At 39.9% G+C, this 21,195-nt stretch carries 27 protein-coding genes and 1 riboswitch; of the genes, 7 read left to right on the forward strand and 20 right to left on the reverse strand.

What is annotated here, in order from left to right; genetic code table 11:
* Nucleotides 1-29: 29 nt before the first annotated feature.
* The 3 genes from ACPC57_RS03120 to ACPC57_RS03130 all read right to left on the reverse strand — a co-directional run bounded on the left by ACPC57_RS03120 (nt 30) and on the right by ACPC57_RS03130 (nt 2,410).
* Nucleotides 30-761: an ABC transporter permease gene (locus ACPC57_RS03120; protein ID WP_434066283.1), complete on the reverse strand. Its 732-nt coding sequence runs from the start codon at nt 759-761 to the stop codon at nt 30-32.
* Nucleotides 758-1,636: an ABC transporter ATP-binding protein gene (locus tag ACPC57_RS03125; RefSeq protein WP_434065971.1), complete on the reverse strand. Its 879-nt coding sequence runs from the start codon at nt 1,634-1,636 to the stop codon at nt 758-760. The genes ACPC57_RS03120 and ACPC57_RS03125 overlap by 4 nt, the downstream gene beginning before the upstream one ends.
* Nucleotides 1,637-1,891: 255 nt before the next feature.
* Nucleotides 1,892-2,410: a Dps family protein gene (locus ACPC57_RS03130; RefSeq protein WP_434066284.1), complete on the reverse strand. Its 519-nt coding sequence runs from the start codon at nt 2,408-2,410 to the stop codon at nt 1,892-1,894.
* Nucleotides 2,411-2,613: 203 nt separating this feature from the next.
* Between ACPC57_RS03130 and ACPC57_RS03135 the strand changes: the two genes are divergently transcribed.
* The 4 genes from ACPC57_RS03135 to ACPC57_RS03150 all read left to right on the forward strand — a co-directional run bounded on the left by ACPC57_RS03135 (nt 2,614) and on the right by ACPC57_RS03150 (nt 5,710).
* Complete coding sequence (locus tag ACPC57_RS03135; RefSeq protein ID WP_434066285.1) at nt 2,614-2,826, forward strand: CsbD family protein; 213 nt, start codon at nt 2,614-2,616, stop codon at nt 2,824-2,826.
* 131 nt (nt 2,827-2,957) lie between these two features.
* Complete coding sequence (locus tag ACPC57_RS03140) at nt 2,958-3,389, forward strand: low molecular weight protein-tyrosine-phosphatase (RefSeq protein ID WP_217374754.1); 432 nt, start codon at nt 2,958-2,960, stop codon at nt 3,387-3,389.
* 124 nt (nt 3,390-3,513) lie between these two features.
* The gene (locus ACPC57_RS03145) at nt 3,514-3,921 is read left to right on the forward strand and encodes a hypothetical protein (protein WP_130554736.1); all 408 of its coding nucleotides are present in this window, start codon (nt 3,514-3,516) and stop codon (nt 3,919-3,921) included.
* On the forward strand, nt 3,911-5,710 hold the full coding sequence (locus ACPC57_RS03150) for an acyltransferase family protein (RefSeq protein ID WP_434066286.1): 1,800 nt from the start codon (nt 3,911-3,913) through the stop codon (nt 5,708-5,710). The genes ACPC57_RS03145 and ACPC57_RS03150 overlap by 11 nt, the downstream gene beginning before the upstream one ends.
* A 99-nt stretch (nt 5,711-5,809) precedes the next feature.
* On the opposite strand, the gene ACPC57_RS03155 is transcribed toward ACPC57_RS03150, so the two are convergent.
* From ACPC57_RS03155 to ACPC57_RS03220, 14 genes are all read right to left on the reverse strand, one after another.
* Entirely contained in the window at nt 5,810-6,463 is a 654-nt protein-coding gene (locus ACPC57_RS03155; RefSeq protein WP_434065962.1) for a phosphatase PAP2 family protein, read from the reverse strand.
* 23 nt (nt 6,464-6,486) lie between these two features.
* The gene (locus tag ACPC57_RS03160; RefSeq protein WP_130554739.1) at nt 6,487-7,044 is read right to left on the reverse strand and encodes an ECF transporter S component; all 558 of its coding nucleotides are present in this window, start codon (nt 7,042-7,044) and stop codon (nt 6,487-6,489) included.
* A gap of 61 nt (nt 7,045-7,105) precedes the next feature.
* Nucleotides 7,106-7,321: riboswitch (FMN riboswitch) on the reverse strand.
* Between the two features lie 66 nt (nt 7,322-7,387).
* On the reverse strand, nt 7,388-7,936 hold the full coding sequence (locus ACPC57_RS03165) for a tRNA (cytidine(34)-2'-O)-methyltransferase (RefSeq protein ID WP_130554740.1): 549 nt from the start codon (nt 7,934-7,936) through the stop codon (nt 7,388-7,390).
* An 800-nt stretch (nt 7,937-8,736) separates the two neighbouring features.
* Nucleotides 8,737-8,976: a membrane protein insertion efficiency factor YidD gene (gene yidD, locus ACPC57_RS03170; RefSeq protein WP_217374751.1), complete on the reverse strand. Its 240-nt coding sequence runs from the start codon at nt 8,974-8,976 to the stop codon at nt 8,737-8,739.
* Entirely contained in the window at nt 8,976-9,707 is a 732-nt protein-coding gene (locus ACPC57_RS03175) for a pseudouridine synthase (RefSeq protein ID WP_024391162.1), read from the reverse strand. Before ACPC57_RS03175 ends, yidD begins: the two co-directional genes overlap by 1 nt.
* Complete coding sequence (gene scpB, locus ACPC57_RS03180; protein WP_171988909.1) at nt 9,697-10,266, reverse strand: SMC-Scp complex subunit ScpB; 570 nt, start codon at nt 10,264-10,266, stop codon at nt 9,697-9,699. Before scpB ends, ACPC57_RS03175 begins: the two co-directional genes overlap by 11 nt.
* Nucleotides 10,250-10,969 (reverse strand): segregation/condensation protein A, encoded by a 720-nt coding sequence (locus ACPC57_RS03185; RefSeq protein ID WP_434066287.1) that lies wholly within the window; start codon nt 10,967-10,969, stop codon nt 10,250-10,252. The genes scpB and ACPC57_RS03185 overlap by 17 nt, the downstream gene beginning before the upstream one ends.
* A complete protein-coding gene (gene xerD / locus ACPC57_RS03190) occupies nt 10,969-11,700 on the reverse strand; it encodes a site-specific tyrosine recombinase XerD (protein ID WP_434066288.1) in 732 nt (243 codons plus the stop codon). The genes ACPC57_RS03185 and xerD overlap by 1 nt, the downstream gene beginning before the upstream one ends.
* Complete coding sequence (cbpB, locus tag ACPC57_RS03195) at nt 11,697-12,155, reverse strand: cyclic-di-AMP-binding protein CbpB (RefSeq protein ID WP_217374747.1); 459 nt, start codon at nt 12,153-12,155, stop codon at nt 11,697-11,699. The genes xerD and cbpB overlap by 4 nt, the downstream gene beginning before the upstream one ends.
* Nucleotides 12,152-12,679, reverse strand: coding sequence for a metallophosphoesterase (locus ACPC57_RS03200; RefSeq protein WP_217374746.1), 528 nt, complete (start codon nt 12,677-12,679; stop codon nt 12,152-12,154). The genes cbpB and ACPC57_RS03200 overlap by 4 nt, the downstream gene beginning before the upstream one ends.
* Entirely contained in the window at nt 12,652-13,653 is a 1,002-nt protein-coding gene (locus ACPC57_RS03205) for a nucleoside-triphosphate diphosphatase (RefSeq protein WP_277836813.1), read from the reverse strand. Before ACPC57_RS03205 ends, ACPC57_RS03200 begins: the two co-directional genes overlap by 28 nt.
* Nucleotides 13,650-14,444: a glutamate racemase gene (gene racE, locus ACPC57_RS03210; protein ID WP_172036315.1), complete on the reverse strand. Its 795-nt coding sequence runs from the start codon at nt 14,442-14,444 to the stop codon at nt 13,650-13,652. Before racE ends, ACPC57_RS03205 begins: the two co-directional genes overlap by 4 nt.
* A 90-nt stretch (nt 14,445-14,534) precedes the next feature.
* Entirely contained in the window at nt 14,535-14,771 is a 237-nt protein-coding gene (locus ACPC57_RS03215) for a YneF family protein (RefSeq protein ID WP_012027622.1), read from the reverse strand.
* Nucleotides 14,772-14,871: 100 nt separating this feature from the next.
* Entirely contained in the window at nt 14,872-16,119 is a 1,248-nt protein-coding gene (locus ACPC57_RS03220) for a diaminopimelate decarboxylase (protein ID WP_434065959.1), read from the reverse strand.
* A 133-nt stretch (nt 16,120-16,252) separates the two neighbouring features.
* Here ACPC57_RS03220 and pepC point away from each other — a divergent pair, with 133 nt between their 5' ends.
* On the forward strand, nt 16,253-17,584 hold the full coding sequence (gene pepC / locus ACPC57_RS03225; RefSeq protein ID WP_434066289.1) for an aminopeptidase C: 1,332 nt from the start codon (nt 16,253-16,255) through the stop codon (nt 17,582-17,584).
* Nucleotides 17,585-17,629: 45 nt separating this feature from the next.
* On the opposite strand, the gene ACPC57_RS03230 is transcribed toward pepC, so the two are convergent.
* From ACPC57_RS03230 to ACPC57_RS03240, 3 genes are all read right to left on the reverse strand, one after another.
* Nucleotides 17,630-18,331, reverse strand: a complete 702-nt coding sequence (locus ACPC57_RS03230) for a Bax inhibitor-1/YccA family protein (protein WP_434065958.1) — start codon at nt 18,329-18,331, stop codon at nt 17,630-17,632.
* A 21-nt stretch (nt 18,332-18,352) separates the two neighbouring features.
* Nucleotides 18,353-18,835, reverse strand: coding sequence for an HD domain-containing protein (locus ACPC57_RS03235; protein ID WP_171988918.1), 483 nt, complete (start codon nt 18,833-18,835; stop codon nt 18,353-18,355).
* A 62-nt stretch (nt 18,836-18,897) separates the two neighbouring features.
* Nucleotides 18,898-19,638: a TrmH family RNA methyltransferase gene (locus ACPC57_RS03240; protein WP_434066290.1), complete on the reverse strand. Its 741-nt coding sequence runs from the start codon at nt 19,636-19,638 to the stop codon at nt 18,898-18,900.
* Nucleotides 19,639-19,802: 164 nt separating this feature from the next.
* Here ACPC57_RS03240 and ACPC57_RS03245 point away from each other — a divergent pair, with 164 nt between their 5' ends.
* Together ACPC57_RS03245 and yidC are read left to right on the forward strand one after the other, a co-directional pair.
* Nucleotides 19,803-20,084 (forward strand): acylphosphatase, encoded by a 282-nt coding sequence (locus tag ACPC57_RS03245; protein ID WP_434065957.1) that lies wholly within the window; start codon nt 19,803-19,805, stop codon nt 20,082-20,084.
* Between the two features lie 71 nt (nt 20,085-20,155).
* On the forward strand, nt 20,156-21,070 hold the full coding sequence (gene yidC, locus ACPC57_RS03250) for a membrane protein insertase YidC (RefSeq protein ID WP_434066291.1): 915 nt from the start codon (nt 20,156-20,158) through the stop codon (nt 21,068-21,070).
* The last annotated feature ends 125 nt before the right edge of the window (nt 21,071-21,195 follow it).

Genomic DNA, 21,195 nt, shown 5'->3' on the forward strand with positions numbered 1-21,195 from the left:
CTTTCTTTTTTCAAATATCATCTGTCACCTCACTGCTGCTCGGATTTTCTATTCATAACCAGAGTAATTCCTAAGAAAATTATGGCATATCCTAGGACAATTAGCAAGGATTTCCAGAGAAAATCTCCCTCTTGGGCATAGGTGGTCACCAGCTGGTTGACATGGTAGCTGGGCATGAGTTTACATATCCGTTGCACCCAGTCAGGAAAGAGAGAGACAGGCATCCAAGATCCGCCCATGATAGCAAGGACAAAATAGAGTAGATTGGCTACCACCGACATGGTTTGTTCCGACTGAATTTGCACCAAAAGCAAGCCAATAGCTAGAAATACGATAGAGGTTACTAAAAGTAAGAGAGCCGAGATCACCCATTCCTGAGCGGTCATTTCAACTCCCTTGACCAAGCCACCCACCGCAAAGACAATGGCAATGGAAGACGCAAAACAGAGCAAGACCCGCACAATTTTAGAGAAGTAGTATTGCCAGATTGGCAGAGGAGAATGCTGAATAAAGGTCAGCCAACTATTGTTTCTATCCTCCGCCAGCATCATGGGAAAGGTAAAGAGGGCAAAGCCCGACATGGAAAATCCCGTCATGGTCAGCATATAGGACTGGATGAAGGCCTTTTGCATGGCCGCATCGTCAAACTGGACCGTTGATGAAAAAATCAAGAAAAAGATAACGGGCATACCGATAGACAGGAGAAAAACTCCCAAACTTCTGGATAATTTAATGATTTCTACTTGAATCAATGCTTTCATAACTCTTCCTCCCTTGTCTTGTCAAATAGGCTGTTGAGTAGGGTCTTGTTCTGCACTTCTAAGTCTGAAATCCGACAGCCTGCTTCCTGCAAATTTGCCCAAACCTGCTCAATAGCTCGGGTCTTGAAGCTGACTGTGTCCTGCTTATAGCTTATATTATCAATCGCGTCCAAGTCCTCCACCACCACCGCAAAGGCAATCGGCAAAGTTACTTCTTTTTCCTGCTCCTCACTCCGCATGGCAAATGGCGTCGTATCCCGCAAGAGTCGGCCTTGATGTAAGACTAAAATCCGCTCCGCCGTATGCTCCACTTCCTCGATGTAGTGGCTGGTATAAAAAATGGTCACTCCCTTTTCCTTCAAGTCATGGACAATCTCCCAAAAACGCTGACGGGTCGACGTATCCATGCCCGCCGTTGGCTCATCCAAAAAGAGCAACTTGGGCTTGCCAATCAGGCAGATGACAAAGGCCAAGAGCCGCTTCTGACCACCCGATAGCTTGCCGGCCAGTTGATTTTTTTGCTCTGGGGAAAAGCAGAGCAGGCTGTCGATTTCTACATCTGTCAGACTATCTTTGTAAATAGCTTGGAAAAAGTGAAGTAATTCCTTGACCTTCAGGTCTGTCGGGATAGTATTTTCTTGTGGTAAGACTGCCACCTTTTCCTTATTAGACTGAGCCCGTGGAGCCAGACCATCCAACAAAACCTGCCCTTTCGTCGCCTTCCTATCTCCCAACAAACAAGACATGAGGGTCGTCTTTCCAGCACCGTTTGGACCAATCAAGGCCACACATTCCCCAGACTTAATTTCAAAGGAAATATTGGACAAGATTGTCCGACCTTTGATAGCCTTGTCTAGTGCTCGTACTTCTATCATCTTTCTACCTCCTATTTCCTAAATATCCTACATAGACAGTATATCTCGAAAAAGGAGGAACTACCAGAAGACTTTGTCATGGACTCATATGACAAATGTCATATTATATTCAATGAAAATCAAAAGTAGCCTAGGAAACAAAGTCGAAGATAGAGCTGGAATTCATCAAGGCAAGTTGACAACGGATAATTTTGATTTTCGAAGAGTATTAAATAATACAGCAAAAAAGAGCCCTACTGTGGACCCTTCATCTATTTACAACTTAGGTGCTTGACCAAGTTCTGCCTGTAGCATCCAAATATGTTTTTCAATACTAGCCTTAGCCACATTGAAAATGTCGTTGGTTACGCTGTCACCTTCTTCATCACTAACATCAAATCCCTTTTGGAAAAGAGCAGCCAGATAGCGGAACACCTCTATCACACGCGCCAATTGTTCTTCAATCGTTAGATTGTAATCACCAGGAACTTCCTTGAGCTGACTATTTTCACTAAACTCTTTAAGAGTAGAAAATGGTGCCCCACCCAAGGTGATGAGTCGCTCACTCATCTCATCCAAATAACCATCGATTTCTTCCATATATTCATCCATCTTTGGATGCCAAGTCATAAAGCCACGACCACGCATATACCAATGAACTTGACGGAGGATTGAATGGGCTACTGATAAATCGGCCACCGCTTGATTCAAAACAGCCCTAGAATCAGCCAGTGATGGACGCGGGCTGAAAGACGCAATTTCTGCTGGAGATTGATAATATTTTTGTTTCATCATATATCATCCTTTCTTTTATTTATAATAATTATAAATAAAAAAAGGAAAAATTGCAAGAATTACCCCTCAGCAAATGCTGGCTTATCAACAGACAAATTTCTTGCTATATTAACTTATATACGTTAGACTAATAAGTAAGAATAGTATGTGATTTTCTTTTTTAGAAAATCATCGCCCCATTAAACATTCATGGAGGAAATCTTATGTCAGAAGATAAATTAAGTGCAAAATTGGAACAATTATCAGGCTCAGTAAAAGAAGGTTTTGGTAAATTAACAGGTGACAAGGAAATCGAAGTCGAAGGAATTGTCGAAAAGGGAATCGGAAAAGCTAAAGAACTGGTTGAAGATGCAAAAGACAGTATCGAAGGTGCAGTGCAGGGCATTAAAAATGCATTTGACAAGGAAGACAAATAACATATAATTCATATAGGTTGACTTCCTATAGTTAATTACTCAAGGTGAAAATAAGGGGTTGTGGGGAATTCAGACAATTAGTATGAATATTCTATCCAACTCCTTTTTCTTCTGTAGCGAAAGGAAATAGTATGCAAAAAATTGTTTTTGTCTGCCTTGGAAATATTTGTCGCAGTCCAATGGCAGAGTTCGTTATGAAAGATTTAACAAATCAAGTATATATTGAAAGTCGAGCAACATCTAGCTGGGAACACGGAAATCCCATTCATCCGGGAACGCAAAATATTTTCAGAAAACACAATATCAGCTATGATAGCACAAAAACATCGCAACAAATCAGTCAGAAAGACTTTGAGACATTTGACCTTATCATTGGAATGGATAGTCAGAATGTCCAAGATTTGAAAAGAATGGCTCCCTCTTCTGCCCAAAATAAAATTTTTCAGTTCACAGAGGAATCAGTCCCCGACCCATGGTATACTGGCGATTTTGACGAAACCTACGAGATAGTAAAAAGTGGCTGTTCCAGATGGCTAGATATATTGCAAAACAAAAACCTATAATAATTTCCGCTGTGTAATATTTTTGTAATATTTGTAAAAAAATGGTAAACTATGTTTGATTCTATCGGCATCTTATTCCGGTATGATTAAAGTTCGGAATCAAATATATTGAAAGAGAATTTCTATGAAAGAGTTACAATTATCATCAATGAAACCACATATAACACGCAAGAATCTTGAAATCGCGACTGTTGTACTGCTCGCCTTGTGTGCAGTGTTTACCTTTATTGGACGAATGAATAGCAAGGAAGTCCTAACCCTAGATAATGGAAAAATCAAGTATGAAGGGTATGTTGTCGCCTCTAAAATGAATGGTCAAGGAAAACTTACCTTTGAAAATGGAGATACATATGAAGGGGAATTCTCCAATGGAATTTTCAATGGAAAAGGAACCTATAAGTCAGCTCAAGGCTGGACCTACACTGGTCAATTCAAAAATGGCTATGCGGATGGAAAAGGAAAACTAACCACCGAAGGACAAGCAACATACGAAGGAACATTTAAACAGGGGATTTATCAACATGCGAATTAAATGGTTATCGGTTATTAGGGTCATTGGACTTTTATTTGTCTTACTTTATCACTATTTTATTAAACAATTTCCAGGTGGCTTTGTTGGGGTAGACCTATTCTTTACCCTGTCTGGTTATCTGACAACTGCAATGCTTATTGATGAATTTGCAGCACACAAAAAAATTGACATCATTGCCTTTTTCCGTCGTAGAATCTATCGCATTTTACCGCCTTTAGTACTGACTATCTTGCTCGTCGTACCACTTGCTCTGACCATTCGGAATGACTTCATCGCTAATATCGGTAGTCAAATCATTGCTGCTTTAGGTTTTGTAACAAACTTTTTTGAAATCCTCTCTGGTGGAAGCTATGAAAATCAGTTTTCTCCTCATTTGTTCGTACACACTTGGACGCTCGCTATTGAGATGCAATTCTATATCATCTGGGCAGGATTCATTTGGTTCATGGCAAGGACTGCTCGAACAATTGGACAATTGAGAGGAACCATTTTCCTAAGTTCAAGCATTCTATTTCTCTTCAGTTTCTTGGGAATGTTCATTTCGGCTTTCTTTATCAGCAACTATTCAGCAATCTACTACTCAACCTTTACACATATATTTCCATTCTTTATCGGAAGCATATTAGCTACAATAGTTGGTGTAAAACAAACAACGCACTCCTTCCACAAACTAGTTGAGCAATTCTCTATCCGAAATCTATTACTCATTTTTGCAGGTGGTTTCGGCATTGAATTACTCCTTCTATTTTTCCTTCAATTCAGCTCTATTTGGACTTACCTTTTTGGTTTCCTCTTGTCCGGTTTGGCAACAGCTGCAATGATCTTCTCGGCTCGAATCCTTCATGAGAAAACACCTCATATTACTGAGCCAAAGACCATCTTGTTCATTGCCAACATTTCTTATGGAATGTATCTCTTCCATTGGCCATTTCTCATCATCTTTTCTCAATTACTCCCAAGTATCGTGGCTGTTATTCTATCTCTCATTTTTTCTACTATCCTATCAACCATTTCCTTCTATGTTTTGGAACCATATATTGTAGGTAAAGTAGGAAAATTATTTGGTCTAGCGGTCGACTTAAAGCCTTATAAGAAACATATTACCATCGGTTTTTCATTACTAACTGTTCTGAATATCGCGATCTGCTTCTTTGCGCCTAAACTAGGAAATTTTGATAAAGAAAATATGATCAGCTCACTTTACCAAGCTCAAACGCAATTGGCCACCACTCGAGCTGGTGTAGAAAATGCTCAAGCAACCAGTTATGAGATTCAAGAGGGGGTAACCATTTTCGGTGACTCTGTTACTGTCCGTGCTAGCTCAGCTGTTCAAACAGCTTTACCTGACGCACAAATCGATGGAACTGTTAGCCGGCATCTAACCGAGATTTCCGGTCTAATCAGCTTATACAAGAAAAATAATATCCTGAAACAAACTGTTGTAGTTGCCTTAGGGACCAATACAAGTGATAATTATCAAGAATTATTAGATCAGCTTGTCAAAGAATTTCCTAAAGGGCACAGACTGATCTTTGTCACACCCTATGATGGTAATTATACTCCAAGCAATTCACTTGCTTATCAGACAGGCCAATACGAAAAAGAATTGGCAAACCAATATGATTATATTTCGATTGCTGACTGGTATCAAGCTGCGAAAGACAACCCAAGCATATGGATTAATACAGACCTTGTACATTTCAATCTCGAAACAGATGGAGCAACAATCTTTGCAACAACCATTAAGGATGCTGTAGAAGCCAGTGCAAATGGACCAATTAAAAATTAAATAAGTATCCAGGAAAATAGAATTAGTATTAGATGGATTTAATAATCTTATACTCTCAAAAAATAACAAAATAAGAGCCACGACGTGGCTCTTATTTTGTTATTTCTGCTTGCTTTGGAATCGCCATTCAAACCGTTTCTGATCATAAAATGGGTACATGGCTTGTAAAAGTGTGATAGCCAGTAACCAACCTCCGATAATATCGGTTGGGTAGTGTACCCCAATATAGATACGAGATATGGCAACCAATATTGAAATGAAAACAAGAAGGGCTTGCACAGCAGTTCGCGCCAATCCCTTTTTCATACGTTGTTGTAGCACGATGACAATTGCTCCTGCAATCATCATGGTTGACGCTGTGTGCCAACTTGGAAACGAATAGCCAATTGTATCAATTAACCATTGGATGCTCGGGCGAGGACGTTGGTAGACATATTTCAGGGCTGTTGATGCTACCCCCATCGCTGCAAAGCTAGCAAGTAAAAAATACGCTTCAATCTTCCACTTCTTATAGAAATAAAAGAATGCCGCCACAAGCAAGGTAATGGCTAAAATAATTACTGTATTTCCTAAAATGGTAATAGACGTCCAAAACTGGGTTGCTCCACTCGATAGATTGCCACGAATGGCTGTTTGAATGGTTGAATCAAACCCCGCTAAAGATGTCTGGAAAAATTTTACCGTATAGCCTAAGATAACAAATGCTAGGGCAAAAAAGGATGCGTTTCGTAAATGGATTTGTTTATTCTTCATACATATAGTTTACCTTAAAAAGGTTAAACTTTCTTTAAAATTGGCTGAGCAGCTTTTTGGCAAATATAAAATACTGCTGATAGGACAATCCCTTGTAACAGATTAAATGGTAATACCATCATCAATAGGTAATTCCACAAGCCTAAAATTTCTTTAATATCAAAGTTTGCAAATGCAGCATAGACTGGCACTGCATAAACATAGTTCAATAACAACATGACTAAGGTCGAACCAATGGTTGCAACGATTGCTGTTTTGATGTAATTTTTAATAGTCTGATCCTTTTTCCAGAAATATGCCACCGCTAAAATAAAGATTGACATGGCAGCGATATTCATCGGTAAACCAATAATGGTTGATGGCCCCTGATTGTTTAAAATCAGTTTGAGCAAGGTTCGAACCAAAAGGATAGCAAAACTAGCCTTGGTATCTAAAATTAACAGACCAAATAAGATTGGTACTAGTGAAAAATCCACCTCTAAGAAATTCGCCGTTGGAATAAGGGGAAATTTCAAGTACATGAGCAGAAAAGATACTGCTGAAAGAATGGCGATAATCGTCATTTTGCGTGTGTTTGTCATAAAGGTTCCTCCAATTATTGAAAATTGAAGAAGTCCAAAAGAGCAGGCTAAAAACCGTGCACTTCGTCTTCTCCCATCCAGACTATACTGTCGGTTGTGGAATTGCACCACATCAGCTTTCGCTCGCAGACTACCAACGGTCTATTTTGTTCTAATACTGTGTTAGCTCATCTTGACATACATTCAGTATGGCCTTCGATTCGCTGTCTAGTCTTAAAACAAAATAGCCACGTTTTTCACTGCCGGTCGGGAATCACACCCTGCCCTGAAGACTCTATCATCATACCAAAAAAGCCTTGCAAATGCAAGACATTAAGATGTATTATTTAATATTATGATTTCTTTATGATTTCAATTTATCTTGTTCATAGGTATGGAGCAACTCAAGACCAACAAATTTTTGTTGACGCAGTGCTTCATAAACAATCATACATACCGTATTCGAAACGTTCAGACTCCGCACATGTTCATCATTCATCGGTATGCGAATTGCTTTATCTGGATGTTTTCGCATAAACTCCTCAGGTAACCCCTTGTCTTCTCTACCAAAAAGAAAATAATGGATTTTTCCATCATCATACTGTTCAGCTGAGTATGTTTTATCTGCAAATTTTGACACCAGGTGCACTACTCCCTGTTGACTGGCATACCGCATAAATTCTTCCAGATTATCATAAAAGCGAACATCTAATTTATCCCAATAATCCAACCCTGCTCGCTTCATTTTACGATCATCAATTGGAAAACCCATCGGTTTTATGATATGTAATGGACTGTTTGTCGCAGCACAAGTCCGAGCAATATTTCCTGTATTTTGTGGAATCTGTGGTTCAAACAAAACCACATGATTTTTTGCAGTTTCTTCAATATAATCTAATTCTTCTATATTCATGATAGCCTCTCTAACTTGACAACGATTGGTTGACTTCAATAAAAAACAATTCAGTCTATTCTTTTCAATATTGAAAGAAGACAAAAAAATAGCCACACTGCCCGGAGTCAAGCTCAGCAAACAGCATGGTGAATGATGATTCATTCACTTAACTCACAACAGGTTTGAGGTAAATAAATGAAATCGTGATATTATTGTAGCTCAATTAGCTGTGAAAATCAAGCGTTTTGCCCAATTTTTTTCAATTTTTCGCAGAAAATTTGGGAGAAAATGTGAAAGTTGCAAATCTATACATCCCCTGCTCGGGTGTGTATGCAGTGATGAACTATGAAATTCTGTGAGAATGATAACTAGTAAGTGACACTTGATATCCTAATCATAAAGGAGGACAGCGAGTAAACATTCTCAGAATCCTAGGTACTCAGACAGATTACCTCTACAATCTTGAAAACCCCTTAAAAATAGTATTTCAACAGAACAACCAGTATAAAAAACAGAAAAACGCATAAGATCAATACTCTTGTAAAAGAAATCGATTTTATGCGTTTTATTCTGTGGTAGACCTCATACCAATGAAAAACAATCTGAATCAAAAGCCAAAGCCACTTCATTTGTTTTTTCTTTCGATTGACAAAAAGCTAATTCCAGCCAAAGTCAGTTTTTTCATCCTTTTCATATCTCTACCTCACTTTTTTATTTTGAATAGTACAACATGAAAAAGAATAATTATGCAATATTTTCTGAAAAAACATTCGTCTTTTACAAAAGACCGTGAAGCCTGAAAAAAACAAGCAAATAACCTACATATGCTTGTTTCTTCGTAAACTAAACGTATCTGGAACTGGATCATCGCCGCCTTCTACAAAGGGATGACAGCGACCAATTCGAGCTAGTCCCATTAATAAGCCCTTGAGTCCATGTTTATTCAAAGCTTCAATCATGTAATTTGAACAGGTCGGCTGATAGCGACAAGATGGGGGAAAAAGGGGAGAAATGAATGTTTGATAAAGCCGAACCAAGCCGATGAAGAGCCTGACCATTATTTTTTAACAGTCTTAGTAACAGCCAGTGTGTGGAGCTTACTAATATCTTTCTTATTCAGCTTGCGATATTCCCCAGGACGTAAGCCAGTCAAATCCAGATTGCCAAAACGGGTTCGAGATAGTTTATCCACCTGCAAGCCCACAGCTTCAAACATCTTCTTCACTTGATGATTGCGTCCTTCATGAATTGTCAACTCAACTACAGAACGGTTTTTGACAGGATCCACCTTAATGATTTCATAGACAGCTGGCTTGGTTTTCTTACCGTCGATGACCACACCACGAGTCAAGGGACGTAAGACTTCCTTATTGGCGATGCCTTTCACACGCGCCAAATATACCTTATCAATCTCATTTCGTGGGTGAATCATTTCATCGGTAAAGTCCCCATCGTTGGTCAATATCAAGACCCCAGACGTATCCCAGTCTAGCCGACCAACAGGATAGATGCGTTCCTTGACCATAGGCAGTAAGTCTATGACAGTCTTACGGCCCTTGTCATCAGATACACTAGAAATAACACCACGTGGTTTATTTAGTAAGTAATAAACCTTTTCTTCATTATAAATTGGCTGTCCTTCCACTTCAACCTTATCACCTGACTTGATAAGGGTCCCTAGCTCTCGAACCACCTGACCATTGACAGTAACTAGCCCTTGCTTAATCAGTTCTTCCGCCTTTCGACGACTGGCTACACCAGCATGGGCAATGTATTTATTAATTCTCATTTTCTAACTCATTTCTTTCTAAGAACAACTCAGTCTCCTCTTGGACAATTTCCAAATCAGATACATCTGGCAATTCTTCTAAGCTGTTTATTCCCATGTAATCAAGGAAATAATCCGTTGTTACATAAAGATTGGGTCTTCCAAGCACTTCCTTCTTACCGTTCTCACGAATCAAATCAAAGGCTTGTAATTTACTAATCGCACCGCTCGAATTAACCCCTCGAATATCATCAACTTCTATCCGTGTAATCGGCTGCTTATAGGCAACAATAGACAATGTTTCTAAAAGTGCTCGCGACATAGTCTGATTGATCGGTGTTTTGGCATAGATTCTTAGAAGCTCAGCATATTCTTTTTTGGTAACCAATTTAAATCGGTTAGATGATTCCAAGAGAGCTAAGCCTGAATCGGGATCCGCTTGGTATTTTTCACTGAGTTTCTCTAATTGCTGATTAACCGCTGTTGGTTGTAATTCCAACATCTCTGCAAGATTGCGTAAGGTCAACCCTTCTTCTCCAGCCACAAAGAGCAGGACTTCGATTTCAGCTAAGCGATTCATTTTCTCTCCTTACTAAATAAATATCCCCAAATATTTCAGCCTGTTCCAATACAATTTCATGAATCTTGACCAATTCCAGGGTTGCGAGAAACATCGTAATCACTTCGTTAATATCCTGACTTTCCAGAAACAGCTGACTAAGTTCGATGCGTGGATGACTCTGGAAACGATTACGTACAAAGTCCATCATATCTTCAATTTTGTATTCATCCCGTGCAATTGTTGCATGAGACTGGCGCAAACTGGCTTGTTTTTCTGCCATTACTTTTGAAAATGCTAGGAAAATATCAATCACCGTTTTATCTTGCGCTAGTTGGACATCCTCACAGACTAAATCTAGCTTTGGTTTTGAAAAATAATGTGCCCGTTCATTATGTTGCTCCCCCATTTTTTCACTGAGAAGCTTAAATTTCCGGTATTCTTCTAATTGATCCAAGAGATCCATTTCCGGATCATCTTCAGGATCTATCTGTTCAACGACCTTTGGCAATAAACGACGGCTTTTTATCACCATCAATTGGCTAGCCATTAGCATATATTCTCCCGCTACTTCTAATCGCATGGCCTGTAAGGTCGCAATGTAGGCTAAATATTGCTCAATAACTTCCGTAATTGGAACCTCGTAAATATCTACCTGATACTTGGATACCAAGTGGAGTAAGAGATCTAAGGGTCCTTCAAAATCTTTTAATTTAATATCCATTATCTAAATTTATCCAAACTCACGCTTGTTTTCAGTCCTAACTCCTTGGCGATTTGGTCCAAAGATTTTCCTTCATCTATCTGTTTTAGAATAAATTGTTCTCGCAATTTTTGGGCAGTCCAATCGGATTTTCCTATAGATAATAGATATTCACTCATCCGATTAAAGAACCATTGACGAGAGTATGGATACCCTTTCTTATCGAATACATATTTTCCAGTTAGATGGTTTTCTAAATAGGAAAGAAGTTCCTTTGGCAAACTAAGAACCCGTTTGGTAGCTCCCTTCTCAACTGTCATAACTTGAAAGTTTAGGTTAATCTGCTCACTCTTTAGCTCTGCTATTTCACTAGGCGTAAGTCCTAGCAATGCAATCAAAAGTGTAATGAGCTGCCCATCAAGAAATGGTGATTCCCGAAAAAGCAACGATAAATCTTCACGTTCCATCCGCTTTTTGACACGACCAGAGCTTGCCATTGCCTGCAGTTTATAGAAACGATCCATGTGCCCACTTTCATAAAGGAAATAGAGAAATTGATTGATAGTTGATACTTTTCTTTTCTGAGCAGCAGGTTTCAGGTCCAAGAGAAACTGTTGATAGATCAGTAGGGACTGCTGGGAAATCTCTCCCTTAGTCACTGTCAAAAATTGCTGTAAATCATAGGTATAGGATTTTTGACTATTTAGGCTGATATTTTTGCTTTTGATAAAGGATTCAATCGCTTGTTTCATTTTTTTCCTTCTTTTGAAGCGAGTGGAAAATTATGTAGAAGTGCATTGATTGCTTTTAAAATAGATTTTCGAGTAATGATACCTACGAATTTCCCGTTTTCTCCAAGGACGGGTAAGAAAGATTGATCTACCAATTTTCGCATTACTTCCGTTAAGTCATAATCTAGGCCAACATTTTCTTCATCCGTTTTTGCAATGAGGGAGATATCTACATTTAATTCATCATCGGTCAGTTCATTATCTGACTGGTATTTGATAATTTCAGTTAAACCAATTGTTCCAAAATAGTTTCCATCTTCTGTCACTACAGGTACACGCGAGTAGGTTGTGTGGCTAAGCAACAGTTTTGCATGGTCAATATTGTGACTCTCCACCAAAACTGCCAATTTTTCAGCAGGAGTAAGGAAGGTTTCTTCCTGTTCTAACAAGAAGGCTTCAAATTCACGTGCAATCATCTTGAAATATCCTTTGTCAATGCTGGGTAGAGTTGGTGCTGTCGGTTATAATAATCAATATGAAAATAATCATCAGAGATGGTTACAAGGGCATAGAGACATTCTTTAACCAGACCACGTGGTTGGCTAACGGAGCCAGGATTGAGAAAGAGCGTCTTGCCTCGAACTTCAGCATCAGGTACATGCAGATGCCCATACAAACAAATATCCGCATCAACTTCCTGTGCCCAATAATCCAACCGTTGCCAGCCGTAATTAATGCCATAAAGATGACCATGAGTCTGTGCAATGGTCACATCGTCCAAATTGGTAACCAATTGGTCTGGGTAACCACCAAAGTAGTCACAATTCCCGTTGACAACGTAAACTCCATCCCAAATACTATCTTGACTATCTAGTTCAGAATCTCCGTTATGAAAGATTGCATCGACCTTACCAAAATAACGGTTTTTAATTTCTTCAACGATCTGTCTATCCCCATGAGAATCACTCATGACTAAGATTGTTTTGCTTGCTCCTGCCATACAGGAAATGCCTCCACTAATTTTTCTAATGCTTGCGCACGATGAGAAATTTGATTTTTTTCTTCTAAGCTCAATTCTGCCGCAGTCTTACCTGTCTCACCGACAAGAAAGAGTGGATCATAGCCAAACCCATTTTCACCGCGTCGCTCCATTCCGATATATCCATCCCAGTCAGCTTCAACAACCAAACTCTCACGATTTGGAGCAGCCATAACTAGGGTACAATGGAATTGTGCAGAACGATCTTTTATTTCAAATACCATCGCCAACTCGTGCAACAATTTAGAATTATTGCGTTCATCCGTTGCTTCTGGTCCTGAAAAACGGGCAGACCAAACTCCTGGCAAGCCACCTAAAGCATCAACTTTCAGACCTGAATCATCTGCCAAGACCATCTTGCCTGTCAGCTCTGCTATGGTTTCAGCCTTCAAGCGTGCATTTTCCTCAAAAGTCATACCTGTTTCTGCTACATCTGGAAGATCTGGATAGTTGTTGAGGTTCTCGACCTGATAGCCAAATCGCTCAAAAAACTTGCGAAATTCCTTGGTCTTGCCTTCATTTTTTGTAGCGATCAAGATGGTATCTCCCACGCTTGCCAATCCCTTGTCTTGACCGAAGAAATCTGCCATGCTAACCCCTGCTTGGGGCAGATGAACCAAGAGAAGTTTGTCATTCTCTGTTACCAGAATAGCCCCTTGGTGTTGGAGAACCTGCAAGTCACGACCTGTTTCTGTCTTGATGATTTCCACTATAAAGCGAAAAAGCTGGAAATCAGATTGTTTCCTTACAATTGTCACACCATAGCCCGAAAGAACATCATTATCAGTTGGAGGGTTTAGGCGAGTCAAAAGCCTATTGAGGTAAAAATGTTCTTCATCACTCACATTTCCAATACCAGCAATCGAGTTAAAACCCTCCCACTTACCAATAAACCAATTATGCTCATCTCTGTATTCATAAATTTTTTCTGTCATAATGATACGTGCTCCACATAAATATCAATGCCCATCCAGCTTTCAGCAATTTCCTTAAAGGCCGCTGGGCTAGCAGTTGTGTAAAAACGGTGCTGAATATCCTTTTCTGTGCGGCTATGGTTGATTTCAAAATAATTTAACAAAACTGAAATATCCCGCGCACATTCTGCCCCACTATCAATCAGTTTAACATCTTTCCCAATCGCATTCTGAATAATCGGACGCAACAATGGAAAATGAGTACAGCCCAAAACCAATGTATCCACCTTTCCTAAGAGCGGACGCAAGGTCTCATAAACAACTTTCTTTGCTAGGCTAGACTGATGACTATTAGACTCAACCAGAGGGACAAACTTTGGACATGCCAGACTTTCTACCTGTGTCTCTGGAGATAGCGTTTGAATTTTTTCTCGATAAATATCAGACTGAATGGTCATAACAGTCCCCAAGACGCCTATTTTTCCAGCTTTTGTTGCCTTAATGGCCGCCGACGTCCCTGGTAAAATAACCCCCAAAACAGGAATATCTAATTTTTCTTTGACTTCTTCCCAAGCTACTGCAGTCGCCGTGTTACATGCAAAAACAATCATTTTCACATTCTTTGTCAATAGAAAATTGACCAACTGCCAAGTATATTCTCTGATTTGTTCCGCTGGACGGGGTCCATAAGGTGCCCGTGCCGAGTCCCCGATATAAACGATTTCTTCGTGGGGAAGCTGGCGCATCAATTCACGCGCAACCGTTAATCCTCCCACACCTGAATCTAAAAAACCAATTGGTCGATTATCCATAATACTGAGAATAGCCAGATAATCTGACTAGCCTTTCTTTTCCTACTCAAAAAATGGGATCTGGGAATGAATATCCCAGTCCCAGTTTGATTATTTTTTCTTGCTTGCTACTTTTTGTTGGCTCTTGATTTGGCGAAGCACTTGTTGAACTTTTGCTTCACTCGGTTTTTGACCCATTTGGCTCATCATCAAACGTAAAGCATTCTCATCCAAAATTGGTTTATCAGCAATGTAGTTTTCTACCTGTCTACGTGACAAGTAAATACCCAAGGCCACACCACCTGCAAATGCCAATACAATAAGTAAAATAGCTAAACCTAAGTTCATCTGTCAATCTCCTGACTCTTCTAAAAAGTATAATTATGGATTGTTTTTAACAATCTTTCAATATTCCTATTATACCAAATTCCCTAGTCTTTTCCAAGACTTACCTGTCAAAATCAAAACCGTAAATGGTTGCGAAATAATCCTCAGGTCTTTCAGCACGACGAATCATGCGCGCTGTGCCATCTTCCTGCAAAAGAATTTCAGAGGAACGCAAACGACCGTTGTAGTTGTAGCCCATGGAGAAGCCGTGGGCCCCACTGTCATGAATGACCAAAGTGTCTCCTACTTCTGCACGTGGTAATTCGCGATTGACTGCAAACTTGTCGTTGTTTTCACAGAGGGAACCTGCCACATCCACCACTTCGATTGGGGCATCAGGGCGCGTGATATTGGTGATATGGTGGTAGGCGCCATAGAAAGCAGGACGCATGAGGTTGGCAGCTGATGCATCGACACCAATATAAGTCCGATAGGTTTCCTTACGATGGAGCACCTTGGTAATCAAGTGACCGTGTGGCGCCAACATAAAGCGACCCAATTCTGTAAAGATTTTAACATGTCCCATACCAGCTGGCGTGAGAATTTCCTCGTAAACCTTACGAACACCCTCACCAATGACAGCAATGTCGTTTGGTTCTTGCTCAGGACGATAGTTGACCCCAATCCCACCTGATAGGTTGACGAAGTCCAAGGTCACACCTGTTTCCTTACGAATTTCCAAGGCCAATTCAAAGAGTTGACGAGCTAAGACAGGATAGTAGTCATTGGTAACAGTATTTGAAGCCAGAAAGGCATGGATCCCAAACTCCTTGACACCCAGTTCTTTTAGCTCCTTATAGCCTTTCATCAACTGTTCCTTGGTCATCCCAAATTTAGACTCTTCTGGGTGGTCCATAATATCTGTTCCCAGCGAGAAGACTCCTCCAGGATTGTAACGGAGGCAGACCGTTTCTGGGATACCAGCAACATTTTTCAAAAACTCAATGTGTTCATAGGCATCAAGGTTAATGGTCGCCCCAACTTTTCGAGCATAGACAAATTCTTGCGCTTGGGTATCATTGGATGTAAACATGATGTCTTTAAAGCCCAATTTTTCACTCATCAGCACTTCTACATCCGTTGCACAGTCCACTCCACAGCCTTCTTCTTGTAAAATTTTCAAAATAGCGGGTGTCGGTGTCGCCTTGACCGCAAAGTATTCCTTAAAGCCCTTATTCCAAGCAAATGCCGCATTGAGAGCACGTGCCTTCTCACGAATGCCTTTTTCATCATATAAATGAAATGGAGTTGGAAATTGCTCTGTGATTATCTCTAAAACTTCTTTACTAACAAATGGTGTCTTTGTCATGTCGCTACCTCATCAAATATTTTTCCTATTATATCACAAATATGTGAGGAACTGTAGCTTTCAACTCCACCAAATACTTGCAAATTAAATTACGAGCGCTATAATGTGAATATCATTAAAAAAGGAGCAATATATGTCAACATTAGATTTTGATTTTGCAGAACGCTTGTATGCCGATTATCTAGCTAACCCAAGTTTACAAGCAACCGAAAATGCCGTTAGTCACAACGGACTTTTGAAATCCTTGGAAACACGCCAAAGCGCCATCGACAATGACTATGTCTTTTCAATCGATTTGACCACGGACGCCGTTTCAAACCAAAAGGCTTCTGGACGTTGCTGGATGTTTGCTGCATTGAATACTTTCCGCCACAAGCTCATCTCTGACTTCAAACTGGAGAATTTCGAGTTATCACAGGCCCACACCTTCTTTTGGGATAAATACGAAAAATCCAACTGGTTCCTCGAACAAATCATTGCTACAGCTGACCTAGAAATTGGTAGCCGTAAGGTAAAATTCTTATTGGACACCCCTCAACAAGATGGCGGTCAATGGGATATGGTTGTTGCCTTATTTGAAAAATATGGTGTGGTACCGAAATCCGTCTATCCAGAATCTGTCTCATCCAGTGCCAGCCATGAGCTCAATCAGTACCTTAACAAATTGCTCCGTCAAGATGCACAAATCTTGCGTAACCTCCTTGCCAAAGGAGCATCTCCGGAAGAGGTTCAAACACAAAAAGAAAACTTGCTTCAAGAAATTTTTAACTTCCTAGCCGTTAACCTTGGACTCCCTCCCCGCAGTTTTGATTTTGCATATAGAGATAAAGACAATGTCTATCACCGTGATACAAATGTCACACCTCAGGCATTCTACGAGAAATACGTTGGTTTACAACTATCTGACTATGTCTCCATTATCAATGCTCCTACAACTGACAAACCTTACAATAAATCTTATACAGTCGAATTATTGGGGAACGTCATTGGCGCCCCTGCTGTCCGATATCTCAATGTAGAAATGAACCGTTTCAAAGAATTGGCTATTGCCCAACTCAAAGCTGGTGAGTCCGTTTGGTTTGGTTCCGATGTCGGTCAAAGTAGCAACCGTCAAACTGGTATTATGGCAACCAACACCTACGACTTCACTTCAGGTCTGGGTATCCAATTCCATCAAGACAAGGCTGGAAGATTAGACTACTCCGAAAGTTTGATGACCCACGCCATGGTCTTAACTGGTGTTGATTTAGATGACAATGAGCAACCTCTCAAATGGAAAGTGGAAAACTCTTGGGGAGACAAGGTTGGTGACAAGGGATACTTCGTCGCATCAGATAGCTGGATGGACGAGTATACTTATCAGATTGTTGTCCGAAAAGAATTCCTCACACCAGAAGAATTAGCAGCTTATCAAGCTCAACCACAAGTCCTTGCCCCATGGGATCCAATGGGAGCTCTAGCATAAGGCATACAAAAAAAAGAGGCTAGGCCTCTTTTTTATTTGTCATAATTAGTCTCTATTCAAACCACCAAAGATACGAAGCAAGTTGAGGAAAAGGTTGATGAAGTCAAGATAGAGCTGAAGCGCCATGGATACGACCCAACCTTGGCCAACATTACCACCAGTTTGTTCGAAAACATTGCGGATACGTTGGTTGTCATAAGCAATCAAACCTGAGAATACCAAAACAGAAATGATGGACATCATAAAGCTTAGACCTGAGCTACGAAGGAAGATATTAATAAAACTTGCAATAATAATTCCCCATAGAGCTGCACGCAATGCCTGAGCCATACCAGAAAGGTTTTTCTTCGTTGTCATCCCAATTACAGCCATGATAGCAAACATGAGAGCCGCTGACACAAAGGCAAGCACAACTGTTTCGCTAGTATAGAACATCAAAATCATGCTAATGGTGATACCATTGGTCACTGAGTAAGCAAGAAACATTGGTAAAGCCATTGGACTATTTTTAGCTGCCATCGTTGAAGCCCAAACGACCAAAGCAAGTTGTCCAATCATGATTAACATCATAATGAGTGAACCTGCACTAATCAAGCTAAGTAATAATGGTTGAAAGACTGTAACAGCTAGGAATGATACAAATGCTGATAGACCAATTCCCATAGCAACCACTCCGTAAATCTTGCCAAAGAAACGGTTGAGGGCGGTGTTATCCACCTGATTAATAATAAATGAATCGTTATTCATGATATTCTCCTTTAAATCATCTTATTGAAAACGAAAGACCTTGCTTTTTTTCCACTTGTGTTGCATTGGCAGACTCCATTCTCTTACTGCCCAATACTTATCAACACAAGTCACAATCCAAGACTCTTTATAGCGAGGAGGAGAAATCGTTGCACCAAACATATGCTTCACAATAATATCTTCTTCTAATTTATTAAGTTGAATGAGTTTCTGAGCATTGCGCTTAGCAATCCGTGGATGAACCCAAGCATGACTTTTATTAAACTTAGTATCTCTCCAGTCATAGAAGAATAGATCGTGTAATAGCCCACCACGAGCGGTCGATTTTGCATCCCAACCGAACTTTTTCGCAATTTTATAGCTCGTATAAGATACGTTAATGGAATGTTCCAACCGTGTGGAGTAATAATGATGAGGAATCTTCCCCAATTTTTGAACTTTAGGTGTAGCAATTAAATGCCCCACATAGTCCATGTATTCTTTATCTTGTTTATATGCAACCATTCTTTGAACCTCGTTGGATTATTATACCACACTATAGTACAATTGGCTTAAATAAAACTAACTTAAATAAAGCTAAATAGTAAAATTCCTGCTGCAATCGCCACATTGAGACTTTCAGCCTGGCCTGGCATGGTGATGTGAACAAGTTGATCCGCCTCATCAGCCACTAAATCAGAAATTCCCTGACCTTCGTTTCCCATGACCAAGGCAAAACTCGGATTTGACGTAATTTCCTTATAGTCAACCGACTGACTAGAGAGGGTCGTTGCCAAGATTTGTATCTGATTGCTTTTAAGAGCTGTAAGAATGGAGGAAATTGGCATCCGATAAACTGGCAAATGGAAGTGACTCCCCTGCATGGAACGAAGCACTTTCATATTATAAATATCAGCCGACTTATCCGATAGAAATACTCCATCAAAACCAGCTGCATCAGCTGTACGAATCATTGTCCCAACATTTCCAGGGTCCTGCACATCTTCCAGAACCAAAAATTTTCCATCCAAAGTCTCAGGTAAAAGTTGGCTCGGCAAGGCAAGTTGAGCTACTACCCCCTGAGGTGTCTTAGAATCAGCTAAATCTTGCATAATTTCAGGACTGACAACTGTCACATTGGCTAAACCTGCAACCTTTTCAAAATACTCTTCCACCACAAAAATATGCTCAATACTGGCTCCAGCCTCCATCGCTTCCTCCAGCAAATGCCAGCCTTCAATCAGATAAGAAGATGTCCGATATTTTTTCTGTTGTAATTTTTTAACTTGTTTGACCAAATTGTTAGTCTTTGAGCGAATGATGTCCATGTTTGTCCCTTTTCTTTTACTGTTCAACAACTTTATTAATAAAATACCAGGTACACTTGATACCAATTATATCTTATTCCGTTAAGAAATCATCATCAAGTTGGTGAACAGGATTACCCAACCATGATATAATAAAGTAAAGGTCTTGTCAAAAGGAGAAACTTATGCGTAAGGTAAAAATGATTGCATCTGGTATTGTCCAAGGAGTTGGTTTTCGATGGTCTGTCCAAAACCTTGCTATGGAAATTGGTGATATAACTGGTAGGGTCTGGAACAACGAAGATGGTACTGTAACCATCCTCGCCCAATCAGAAAATGCTGAGAAGCTCAGCCATTTTATTCATGAAATACGAAAAGGGCCCTCTCGTATGGCCAAAGTGACCTATCTAGATGTTACCCTGGCCAATTTTGAGGACTATAAGGATTTTCAGGTTAGCTATAGATAAAACTTGTATATTTCCATCAAAAAAAGTAAAATAGAGAGTATACTGAAAAAAAACAAAGGAACAAAAAAAAATTGAAAAATAAACGTCTACTCATGTTGTCAGGCATGGCCTTATCAACTCTTCTTTTCTTATCCGGATGTGTACAAACTGATAAAAGCGGAAATCCTACAGGTTTCATTTGGGATTGGTTGGGGCAACCAATGTCCAACTTGATTCGCTTTTTTGCAGAGGATCAAGCTCTAGGATTTGGTCTTGCTATTATCATCGTTACCTTATTGGTTCGATTCATCATCCTCCCATTGGGAATTTACCAATCTTGGAAAGCTGCTATCCAATCTGAGAAGATGAATTATCTCAAACCGATTTTAGGCCCAATCCAGGAGCGCATGAAAAATGCAAGCTCTAAAGAAGAGCAACTTGCTGCGCAACAAGAGTATTTTGCAACTCAAAAACAATACGGTGTGAGCATGCTCGGCGGAATCGGTTGTTTGCCGATGCTGATTCAAATGCCATTCTTCTCTGCAATCTACTTTGCGGCTCGCCACACACCAGGAATTTCTGAAGCTACTTTCCTTGGTATTAATTTAGGTTCAACTAGCCTGATTTTAACAGTCGTTGCTGGTATTTTATACTATGCCCAATCGCTCTTAATGCAAGTCGGCATGGATGAAGAACAGAAAAAACAAATGAAAACCATGGCTCTGATGAATCCAATTATGATCATGATGTTCTCATTTGGGTCTCCTGCTGGAGTGACTCTCTACTGGGTTATCGGTGGTCTCTTCGGTATTCTTCAACAAGCTATTACAAACTTCATTTTGAAACCTCGTATTCGTAAACAAGTGGAAGAGGAATTCAAAAATATCACAGTGACAGCAACTCCTCGTAAAACAAAGGATATTACTCCAACTGCTTCAGCAGTCATTGAAGGAAAAACAAACAATAAGAAGAAAAATCGTAATTCTGGAAAACAACGTTCTAGATAATAAACACCAAAAGATTGGGATTCCCAATCTTTTTTAGTACCTTCGTGAATAAAAGGCTCTATAATTTCTGTAGTGGGTAAATCCACTGTAGAGATTATGGAGCCTTTTTTAGTGTAGAAAAAAAG

Source organism: Streptococcus sp. VTCC 12886, from assembly GCF_049893425.1.
Taxonomy (GTDB): Bacteria; Bacillota; Bacilli; order Lactobacillales; family Streptococcaceae; genus Streptococcus; species Streptococcus suis_AA.